Here is an 11,617-nt window from a genome sequence, read left to right as displayed (position 1 = left end):
CAGGTTGTACCGCTGAAAGTTTTACTATTATTTCTAACACACCTAGTTGTACTAATCTTACAAGTCCTGTAAATGGTGATACTGATGTTGCAACTACGTTAGACCAAATCACATGGAATGCGGTTGCAAATGCAACTTCATACAAAATAACAATTACTGGGACTGCTAATAATAACATTTCAGATTTTGAAACTACAGATACCTTCTACAACTTCACTAATCCTTTTCTAAATGATGAGATGGTTACAGTGACTATTATTCCAATAAACGGAACTGTTGAAGTTACTGGTTGTACCGCTGAAAGTTTTACTATTATTTCTAACACACCTAGTTGTACTAATCTTACAAGTCCTGTAAATGGTGATACTGATGTTGCAACTACGTTAGACCAAATCACATGGAATGCGGTTGCAAATGCAACTTCATACAAAATAACAATTACTGGGACTGCTAATAATAACATTTCAGATTTTGAAACTACAGATACCTTCTACAACTTCACTAATCCTTTTCTAAATGATGAGATGGTTACAGTGACTATTATTCCAATAAACGGAACTGTTGAAGTTACAGGTTGTACCGCTGAAAGTTTTACTATTATTTCTGACACACCTAGTTGTACTAATCTTACAAGTCCTGTAAATGGTGACACTGATGTTACAACTACATTAAATCAAATCACATGGAATGCGGTTGCAAATGCAACAAGCTACAAAGTGACTATTTCTGGTACTGCCAATAACAATATTATAGATTTTGAAACTATAGACACTTTTTACAACTTCACGAATCCTTTTCTAAATGATGAGGTGGTTACAGTGACTATTATTCCAATAAACGGAACTGTTGAAGCCATTGGTTGTGCTACAGAAACCTTTGAAATTGTAAAAACGCTAGTTTGTACAGACTTATTAAGTCCATTGGATGGAGCTACTGATGTCTCTATTGAAACCGATTTAACCTGGGATTCTATTCCAAATGCAGATGGTTATATAGTATCAGTAGGCACAGCGTCTGGCGCATCTGATGTTGTTACTAATTTAGATGTCGGATTTACAACAACCTATAGTTTTGATACTGAATTAGAAAGTGAAACTACGTACTACGTATCCATAACGTCTTATAATGGAAACGGAGAATCCGAAAATTGTAATGAAAGCACATTTACGACACTAGTTATTGAGAAGAATGAAGTGAAATATGGCTTTTCACCAAATGGAGATGGTATAAATGATTTCTGGACTATTGATGGCATTGAAGATCATTCTGATAATACCGTGAGTATTTACAATAGATGGGGAGATTTAGTTTTTCAGATCAATAATTATAACAATACATCTAATGTCTTTAGAGGTATCGCTAATAAAAAGACAAAAATGGGCGCAGGTAAACTACCAGATGGCACCTACTTTTTTCAATTTTCAATTAGTGGTGATCATAGTTTTAAAACTTTAAAAGGTTACGTTATTATTAAAAGATAAGTAGATGAATTTTAGAAAAAAAATAACCGCTATAACTGTAATTATCGGATTCATAATATCTTTGACAAACTCGGTTGCTGCCCAGCAAACACCTTTGTTTTCAGAATATAATTACAATCCATTTATTATCAATCCTGCTTATGCAGGACTTACACCAAACACGGAGTTTTCAATAAGTAATTCTGGTTTTTTTAGTCCGTTTGAAGGTAGCCCAAAAAGTTTTTCCTTAAGTGGCCATGGCTCCATAAATAATAATAAAATGGGTCTTGGTGCCGGTATTGTTAGTGATGAAATTGGAGTAACGAAATCTACAAGTTTCTTTGCGGCCTACGCTTATAAAATATACTTTGATTTTGATAACGATCGCCCATATTGGCAAAATTACCATCCTAATGTCCTTTCTTTTGGTATTACTGCTGGCATACAACAATATCAAGACAATTTAACGGAATTAGGCATTACAAATGATTATGTTTTTGCTGAAGATATTAATGCGACTATTCCAACTATAGGTGTCGGCTTTTTATTTAATCTGAACACCTTATATGTTGGTTTTTCTTCACCAAATGTTATAGGTGATGCTTTGGTCTCTGATAAGAGTTTCAATATTTCAAATACATATTATGGCTATTTTGGATACCGCTTTTTTAACAACCGCTTTCAGGATTTGATAATTAAGCCAAATGTATTATTAAAACATGAAAAAGGAGCACCACTACAAGCCGACATTAACGTTGCCGTAAGTGTTAGAAACAAGTTTGAACTTGGTGGTGGGTATAGAACAAGTAATTCTTTTAACCTGTTAGCCGGTCTTTATGTCTTTAATAATTTCCGACTTATTTATAATTATAATATAGCGACAAACGATTCTCCTCTTGGAAACACACATGGTTTCATTTTAAGTTATCAGTTAAAAAATGGCTATACGAATAACTAGTGCCAAGGTGATATTTGAAATTGTAAAACATAAATTTCAACTGCACCTTTATAAAAATGTATTAAGCCTTTTGCTATATTACATTTTGGGGCTTATGAATAATCAAGAACACCTTTCAAACAAAAATGCTGAATAATAAATTATTATTCAGCATTTTTTAGTCTTAATAATTACCGTTTCAAAGCAAAATGTGATTGAAACTCTTTACGTAAGCCGCTACTTGGTTCATCATATTCTACTGTAAACCAATAGTCACTTGTTGGCAAAACATTACCATTGAATGTTCCGTTCCAACCCTCTCCATCCGGACTTAGTTGCTTTAATAACTTTCCGTAACGGTCAAATATGTAAATTATAGCATTACTTCCAATACCTTCTATATTCCAAGTGTCGTTATTACCATCTCCATTTGGCGTGAAATACAATGGATAGTCGATAATAAAAATAGACTCGGTAGTGATTCCACAACCAAATTTATCTCTTGCTGTTATTTCATGTTCACCTGCAGAAACATTAGTAAAAACTCCCTCATCTTGCCAAGGGCCTCCATCTAAACTGTACTCGTAAACACTAATGCCTGTCGCTATCGCTTCTAAAACGTGGTTATTAGCAAAGGCTTGTGTTAACAGCTCCACGCTTAGACTTGGTGGCTCACTTTCTATGACCACTGTTGCATCTTCATTTTCACAACCTGTAGTTAAATTGGTTATAAACACCTCATAATTACCACCTTCCGTTGGTGTAATACTAGAGCCTGTTTCGCTTATAAGATTACCTTCAAACGTCCATACAAAACTATAGTCTGTTGTAGATAAGCCTGTGTCTATCACTAATGGATCTAAAACTTCAGTCCCATTGGTATTTAAACATAATGTGTAGCTGTCTTCTAAATTAAACTCTGGTAACGGATTCACTTGTAAAGTCAATGTTGCAACCTCATAACAAATCGATGTATCACTACCTGTGCCGTCTGGTGTATCATTATCTACCCTCGCATAAATCACTTGTGGATTGGTGGTGTTTTCATACAGTGTTGGCAAAGGATTAACCTTTAAGTCGGCCTCTTCTTGAGTTGCATAATACGTCACCATATAATTTAATGGATCTTGGCCATCTAAAACTTCTGGATCTCTCGTGGTTAAATCGAACTGAGCACTATCGTTAGTTGGATTGTCGTCCGTTTCCATATTGTCATCACAGGTTTCGTAAACAATAGGATCCATATTTGGATTGGCCTGAGCAGCTTCTTGTACTTCAATATTAAAACTTTGTGTACTGATTAAGCAACCTGTAACAATGTTGGTGATGGTTACAAAAATCTGTTGTGGATTACTCGTATTGGTATACAAACTCACTAAACCATTCATACCTACTTCCGCATCCGCTAAATTAGCGTGATAACTCACTATAAATTGTGTTGGATCTTGACCGTTTAAAACTTCTACGTCTTTTGTCGTTAGGTCAAAATTATCAATGCCATCAGTAAACAATTCACATTGAATAAAATCTGTTACGGCAACCACTTCTGGTAATGGATGAACACTAATTGTAAAATCAACTAAGGTATAACAGCCTGTAACATCATTCGTCACTCTTACATAAATCTGTTGATTTGGTGTATCTATGTTTGTGTATTGTGTTGGATCTGGAATAGCATTGGTTCCTGAGTTGGCATCGTCTATATCTTCGTAATAGCTTGCCGTGACTCCGGCTTCTCCATTAAGGATTAGAATTTCATTTTCGGTTAGATCAAAAACTTCTACTCCATCTCCTGTATTTATAGCATCACACAATTCTAAATTAGGTAATTGATCGCTTGGTGTTGGCGTTGGGTTTGGCATAACGCGAATCGTTAGTGTTACCATATCTACACAACCGGTGTCTGTATCTATAACCACAGCAAATAAGGTTTGTGGATTGGCTAATGCTCCTAAAATAGATACATTAGTATAAGCTTCCGCATCAACAGGATCGATTTCATTTTCAGCAGCAGCTAAAGTTTCGTAATAGGCAACGCTCCAACCTGCTTGACCTCCTGTAATTTCATCATTTTTAACAGTTAAATTAAAAACAGTCACTTCATCTGCAACAGCATCATCACATAATTCTAATGGAAGTGGTTGTATCGCTTCTGGTGGAAGTGCCACGCTAATTTCAAAAGAGCCAATATCAAAACAAACATTATTATCATTCTCTAAACGCACAAAAATGGTTTGTGGGTTGCTAGAATTGGTAAAGCTTCCTGGTGTTGATATTGGGTTATTTCCAGATATAGCATCTGCTTCATTAACATGATAGGTTAAACTGACGTCTGTTTGACTTCCTATTATTTCACTATCTTTTGTCGTTAAATCGAACTGCGTAAAACCATCGGAATTTGAATCACAAATTACATATTCAGGTATTGATACTGGTACTTGTGGTGTCTCTAATACACGAAGCGTTAATGTTCTTGAAATATCGTAACAACCAGTAATCGTATTTGTTGCTCTAATATAAATCGTTTGCTCGTTCATCACAATATTAGTATAAGGACTTGCAAAAGCATTAACACCTGTATTGGCATCTTCTAAGGTTTCGTGATACGTGATGGCTACATCTAGCTCACCACCTATGATTTCGATTGTTCTTTCTTCTAAATTAAAATTTGTAAATCCATCTGTATCATCATCACAGACTTCTAAATCTGCAGGAGCCGTTGGTGATGGAATTGGACTTACTCGCAACGTTAATGTTATGGTATTTGTACAACCTGTTGCATTATTGGTTGCTTTTACAAATATGGTCTGTGGATTTGAAGTGTTTGAATAAGGACTAAAAATAGGATTGGTATTAGTATCAGCATCCAATTGGGTTTCAAAAAACGTTAATCCGATACCAGATTGTCCGTTTAAAATCTCATCAGCAGCATTTTCTAAAGTAAACGCTTCAATTTCATCACCTGGATTATTATCATCACATAACAACAATGGATCTGCTTGTACCAATACAGGTATGGCATTTACAATCAATTCTAAAGTTGTTATTTTATAACAACCTGAAGCATTATCTTCAACACGAATCCAAATCACTTGATTAAAATCATCACTATTGGTATAGTTTGCTGAATTAGTGATTGGGTTTAATCCATCATCTGCATCAGTTTCATTTACATAAAACGTAACAGTATACAATGTAGGATCTGCTAAGTTTTGTAGAATCTCTGCTGTTTTACTAGTTAAATCGAACTGTCCAAAACCATCGGCTGATATATCATCACAAATCTCTAAAGGATCAGGTGACGTCGCGCCCAACTGTGGAGTTGGATTAACAAAAAGTTGTAGAGTTACAATAGAATCACAATCTGTTGCAATCGTTGAACTTTCTACACGCGCATAAACCGTTTGCGCATTTAGTACAATATTTGAATAAAGACCTACTATTGGGTTGACATTAATATCAGCATCTGCCATGGTTTCATGGTAACTCACTGTTAATGTTGCATCTCCTCCTGTAATCTCATTGTCTTTAGTTGTTAAATCAAAAAGTCCAAAACCATCACTATCAGGATCACAATAGTCTAAAGCGGTAGGACTATTTGCTACAGGTGCTTGCTCTACAACTAATTCTAGTGTCGTAAAATCGTAACAACCTGTATTTATATTTTCAACTCTAGCAACAACAATTTGTCCATTACTTGTATTGGTGTATAACGTTGGTAAAACATTGGTTTCTGATTCTGCTTCAGCCAAAGTTTCATAATAATTTACCGAATAATTAGGATTATTACCTGTGATTTCTGTATTCTTTAAACTTAAATCGATCTGAGTTAAACCATCTGGTGTGCCATCGTCACAAACTTGTAAAGCGGTTGGCGTAATTGCCGTAGGCAAAGGATTAACAATTAAGCTAAGCGTCGTAATTTCAAAACAATCTGTATTAAAATTATTTTCGGCACGTATATAAATAGTTTGCGTACTACTTGTATTTGTATATAATCCGGAAATCGCATTTAATCTATCTTCAGCATCGGACTGCGATATATGATAGGTTACTGTAACATCTGTAGTACCACCTAAAAGTAATGGAGTTTGAGAGTCTAAATCGAATTGTGTAAAACCATCATTTACGGCATCATCACAAACTTCCAAAGGTAGTAAGGTGTTCATTGCTGGAGTATCAAATACTTCTAAGTCTAAACTCGATACACTATAACACACGGTTCCATCTGTATCGACACGAACATGAATCGTTTGGTTATATGCAGACGTATTTTGAAACGCTGTTGGGTCTCCAATTTCTGGAGTGCCAGCTTCTGCTTCGGCTTGCGATATATAATAAGATACTTGCACTGGTTGTGTGTTTCCTGCAATAATATCCGTTTCTGCTTGGGTTAAATCGAATGTTCCAAAACCTTGACTATTTATATCACAGCTTTTTAATGCTGCCACTGTATTTGCAATAGGAGCACCAACCACTTCAAGATTAAGAGTCGTATAATCGACACAGCCTAAATTAGTTTCTACGCGCACATAAACCGTTTGACTTGCTGATGTGCTATCATAAGGAGACACAAGTGCCGTAAGCGGATTTCCTGCTTCAGCTAAAGCTTGAGTTTCGTAATATGTTACGTTTACGTTTGCTTCGTTATTTGAAATGGCAGCGCTTTCAATATCTAAATCGAATTCCGCTGTATTAGGGTTTATGCCGTCATTACAAGCTAATAAAGGGCTTGGAGCTATAACTGTTGGTAATGGATTAACGGTTATGGTTTCCGTGGTATTCAATGTGAGAATACAATTTGGTGGAATCGGACTTGTAACCGTTAGTATTTCTACGTTGGTAGTTGCTATTAAGGCTGGTAATGTGAGTGTGAAATTTCCTGTGGCATCTAAAGTTAATGTTTGAGATGCGCCAGTATCTACAGTATAAGTAATTGTTGAATTAGGATCGCCTGAAAATTCTAACTCCCCATCTTCACCTTCACAAATTGGAGTATTATTGAGTATTACTGGAGTCGAATTTGAAGATACCGTTACGGTTTCAGAATCTGTTAAGACTTGAGAGCAGACTACCGTGCCTGAATCACTTAGAATTTGAGCATCCTCTAAATTTAACGTTATGTCACTTGTAGGTGATTGTGTTAGAATAGCAGAACCTGTGACGTCTAACACTATTGATTCTGTTGTACCGCCATCTATATTGTAAAGAACAGTGGCATTAGGTGTCCCTGTTATTGTAAATATCACGTTTTCTCCTTCACATATGGCTGTGTTAGATACGGCTAATGTAGAGGTAGGAATTGGTGTTACAATTAAATCGAAATCAATTATAGAATAACAATCTGTTCCTGAAGATTTAACTTTAGCATAGACCGTTTGTGGATTAGACGTATTGGCATAAATACCTGGTAATTCATTAATATCATCCGTAGCATCTGCTAAACTTAGATAAAAGTCAATGGTATTTAAAGGGTCTGAATTAATACTCGATTTTAAGCCATCTAGACCAAATACGGCAATATCTGGATTACTACTACATTGTTTTACATCATCAATATCATTGACAACTGGTGGTGCCGGAAATGCTCCTGTTCCCTCATTAGCTGTTCCTGTCCATTCTAATTGAAAACCACCATCACCTGCAGGTCTATCTATAACAATGAAATAAGATTCTCCTACATTAACATTTAACCAATATACATAACCATTACCACTTGCGCCTGGTCCGGATTGGGTTAAAGTTGTACTTCCGTTAATTCCTGTTTGATTAGTTGTAAGTCCTGCTTCATTAGGGTTGGTTGTTGCACATCGAATAGGACTTCCTAGGTTAGAACAAATACGGTTTGGGCCATAAACCCAAAAATCGTAATCGACCATAATATCTGGATCATTAGGAATTAAATCAAACCCTAAAGTCCCTGATTGTACAATATTAACTTCTAACCAAAGTGAATTATGCTCACTACCACCGCAAGAACTAACCTCATAATCATTACCATATCCTGTAGCATTAGACGAAAATGTACCATTACCACAAACCGTTACAGCATTAACACAATCGTTTGGTTCTTGTGCTTTGACATGAAAAAAAATTAGACTAAAAACTATTAAAAATAAATATCTATTCATTTGAATTCTTTATCATAACCTCTATTAGTCTAAGAACATTGACGATCTGACTAATTTGAAAATATTTTATTAATTTAATAAGCCACTGTTATTATTTGCTATAATCAAGATTTAGCTGACAATAATAAAACAATTATATCTCAAATTTTCCTACCTAAAAAAAGTTAACAGTCAAGCTCATAATTGATATAACCCGACTGCTAATTTGGTTTTTCTATTAAAATTCTATTTTTAGATTAAAAATCCTAAAATATGTAATTCCATTTATTTTTTTACAATCAAAAACTCCGAGCGTCTGTTTTGGGCATCTTCCTCTTCTGTACAGTTAGATTTACAATCTATTTTTGGTGCTATATCTCCCATACCCTTTGCTGATAATCTATCTTTATTGATTCCTTTTGAAATTACATATTGCATAGTGGATTGTGCACGTCTTTCAGATAGTTTTAAATTATAATCAGCCTTTCCTTTTGAATCTGTATGAGATCTTACCAAAATTTTCATCTCTGGATAATCGTTCATAATTAAAACCAATTTATCCAATTCTAAAGCTCCCTGATTAGTGATATTACTTTTATTAAACTCAAAGTAAATGTTTTTCAACTTTACTTCGGTTTCTGTAATCATCTCGTTTATGGGTTTTAAATCTGCATTTACAATGACATTCTCACCTTCGGAAGCTTTAACCTTAAATGAAGCCGATTCATAACCGTCCATTGAAACATTTATAGTATAAGTGTTCTCACAGCTAACATTAAATCCTGTTTTTCCACTCATATCAGTAGCTTGTGCTGTTATTTCATTTAATTGAGCATCTAAAATTGTAACGCTTGCTCCTGCTATTATTGAATTTGTATCCTTATCTTTTACCATGGCTATAGTCTCAAACTGACATATAGGTATGGCCATATAAATATTATCTACACCAGATTTATTTGATGAAAAATAGCCGACTTTTAAGGTGTTGTTAACACTAAAAGCAAAATCGTCTCTATTAGTGTTTACTGCGTTTCCCAGGTTAACAGATTCTTCATTTTCGTTTAAATCGAATTTAAATATATCTAATCCACCAAATCCTTGGCGTCCACTCGAAGCGAAGTATAAAATATTATCTTCACTTATATAAGGAAAGCCTTCCTTACCAGAAGTATTTACTTTAGATCCTAAGTTTACAGGTTCTCCGTAAGTATCACCTGATACACTTATTTTCCAAATATCTGAATCGCCTAATCCATTTGGCATATTAGAGGCAAAATAAAGTGTTTTTCCATCGCTACTAATACTCGGATGACTTACCGTATATTCTTTACTGTTTATAGGTAATGCTTGTATGTTTCCCCATTTCCCTTCATCCATAGTCGCTTTGTAAATACCCTGCTGTGCTACTTTTATGCGTTTGCTTTTAATCTTTTTAAAATCACCAGTACTGTGACCATCTCTTGAGAAGTACATTGTTTTGCCATCAGCACTTATTGTCAATGGTCCATCATGGTAGATGGTGTTTAATTCTTCAACTTCTTCTGGCTCTGACAAGTCTCCATTTTCACTTCTAACAGATTTATAAATATCTAAATAAGGTTGGTTGGTCCAAGCATCTTCTTTTCCAGACGTTTTTCTTGTACTTGTAAAGTATAGAATATTATCATTAGATAACACAGCCCCAAAATCACTTTGTTCTCCATCGTTAATTGCAACACCTTCAACATTAAATGTTTTTGTTATGTCTGCTAACTTTGGAATATAATGAGGATTCTCTAAATGGGCTTTTGCGCGTTGATCGTTAGGAAGTAGTTTAGAAAACATATCCATTTGGCTATTCGCTTCGTCATAGTTTCCTTCTGACTTTAAAACTTGTGCATAACGAAAATACGTTTCAGCGTCTTGAGTTGTCTCTAATGCTTTTTTGTACCAAGTTGAAGCTTCTTTGATGTTAAACAAGTTGTAATAACTATCTGCTAATTGCTTATACACATATGCATCTGCGTTGTTTGCATCAACAACTTTTAGATACGCATCAATGGCATCTACATATTGATAGCCATCATAAAGTTTATCGGCTTTTTCTGTCTGTTTACTTTGTCCGTAGCCTGATGTAATAATTAAAAAAAGACTTAATAGACTATATATTTTTTTCATTTTGAAACGTTTATTTGTTAGAAAAATCTAGGTGAAATGGATACTTTTTTAGAGAAATTAAGATCGAATAATAACATGATTTCATGTGAGCCAGATGATTTTATATTAAGATCTGACGTGGTATAATCATAAGCATATCCTATTCTAATTTCTGGTGTTACAGCAAAATTGGTCATTGCTCCAACAGAATCGTCTAAACGATAAGTCGCTCCAACTTCAAATTTATCATAAAACAAAAAGTTAGCAGATACATCTATGGACGTCGGTGCATTAAAAGCAGACTTAACTAAAAATGAAGGTTTAAATTTAGTTGTTGTTGACAAATCAAAAACATAACCTGCGGATAAGAAATAATGTAAAACTTCTGAACCATATTCAAATTCTTGACCATTATTTGTCACATCTAAATACGTGCTTTTTAACATGTTTGGTACGGATAAAGACACATAGTATTTATCTGTATAATAAAAAGCACCAGCTCCAATGTTTAAATAGGTATTACTTGTGTTTTGGCTAAAGGCTTCATCACTTGCATCTGGCACATAACCATTACCAATATCACTAAACAACCCTATATTTTGAAAGGTAGCACCTGCTTTTAATCCAAAGGCTAAGCGATGTTCACCACCTAAATTTAAGGTATATGAGAAATCGGCATATACATTATTTTCTTCTACTGGTCCTATTTTATCTGAAATTACCGATAATCCTAAGCCTACATTTTTTCCGACAGGACTATGTACTGAAAGTGTTGCTGTTTTTGGCGCATCTGTGATACCGACCCATTGCGATCTGTATAGCAATCCTACAGATAATGCTTCGTTCGATCCTGCATAAGCTGGGTTAACGACATTCATATTATACATATATTGTGTATACTGTGGATCTTGCTGAGCATTAGCACTCACTAAGATCATAAGTGTAAAGGCTATTGTAAAATATAGTTTCTTCAT

At 34.7% G+C, this 11,617-nt stretch carries 5 protein-coding genes; 2 read left to right on the top strand and 3 right to left on the bottom strand.

Translation table 11 applies throughout. The features are described from left to right. Both DFQ09_RS18905 and DFQ09_RS09135 read left to right on the top strand, forming a co-directional pair. Positions 1–1,481: T9SS type B sorting domain-containing protein (locus DFQ09_RS18905; protein ID WP_181897166.1), on the top strand; the 1,481-nt coding region annotated here is incomplete at its 5' end. Positions 1,482–1,485: 4 nt separating this feature from the next. Beyond that, positions 1,486–2,418 (top strand): PorP/SprF family type IX secretion system membrane protein, encoded by a 933-nt coding sequence (locus DFQ09_RS09135; RefSeq protein ID WP_115809579.1) that lies wholly within the window; start codon positions 1,486–1,488, stop codon positions 2,416–2,418. 170 nt (positions 2,419–2,588) lie between these two features. Here the strand turns inward: DFQ09_RS09135 and DFQ09_RS09130 are convergent, their stop codons facing one another. The 3 genes from DFQ09_RS09130 to DFQ09_RS09120 form a co-directional block, all read right to left on the bottom strand. After that, a complete protein-coding gene (locus DFQ09_RS09130; protein ID WP_115809577.1) occupies positions 2,589–8,528 on the bottom strand; it encodes a T9SS type B sorting domain-containing protein in 5,940 nt (1,979 codons plus the stop codon). A 264-nt stretch (positions 8,529–8,792) separates the two neighbouring features. Continuing rightward, positions 8,793–10,664 carry an OmpA family protein gene (locus DFQ09_RS09125; RefSeq protein WP_115809575.1) on the bottom strand — a complete coding sequence of 624 codons (1,872 nt, stop codon included), beginning with the start codon at positions 10,662–10,664 and terminating at the stop codon, positions 8,793–8,795. Between the two features lie 17 nt (positions 10,665–10,681). Further along, positions 10,682–11,617 (bottom strand): PorP/SprF family type IX secretion system membrane protein, encoded by a 936-nt coding sequence (locus tag DFQ09_RS09120; RefSeq protein ID WP_115809750.1) that lies wholly within the window; start codon positions 11,615–11,617, stop codon positions 10,682–10,684.

Source organism: Winogradskyella pacifica, from assembly GCF_003386275.1.
Taxonomy (GTDB): Bacteria; Bacteroidota; Bacteroidia; order Flavobacteriales; family Flavobacteriaceae; genus Winogradskyella; species Winogradskyella pacifica.
Note: the sequence above shows the minus strand (reverse complement) of the source record. Positions and strands in the feature narration are given on the sequence as shown.